The 209-nt window shown below is 73.7% G+C and carries 1 protein-coding gene; it reads left to right on the top strand.

Going from position 1 to position 209, the window contains the following annotated elements; all coding sequences use genetic code 11:
* Window positions 1-209, top strand: a 209-nt coding sequence (locus H926_RS30105) for an ATPase, T2SS/T4P/T4SS family (protein WP_192816579.1), incomplete at both ends; no start/stop codon positions are given.

Here is a 209-nt window from a genome sequence, read left to right as displayed (position 1 = left end):
CCTGCCGCAGGACGGGCGCATGGCGCTCGATCTCGCCGGTAGGCTGGTTGACGTGCGCGTGTCCACGCTGCCCTCGCGTGCGGGGGAGCGGGTCGTGCTGCGCCTGCTCGACAAGGCGCGCGCCGGCATCGATCTGGCGGCGCTGGGGCTGGACGCGGCGGCCGATGCCGTGCTGCGCCGGGCGTTGACCCAGCCTAATGGCATTGTGC

The organism is Novosphingobium sp. B-7, from assembly GCF_000410615.1.
Classification (GTDB): domain Bacteria; phylum Pseudomonadota; class Alphaproteobacteria; order Sphingomonadales; family Sphingomonadaceae; genus Novosphingobium; species Novosphingobium capsulatum.
This window is presented reverse-complemented; position numbering and strand designations above follow the sequence as displayed.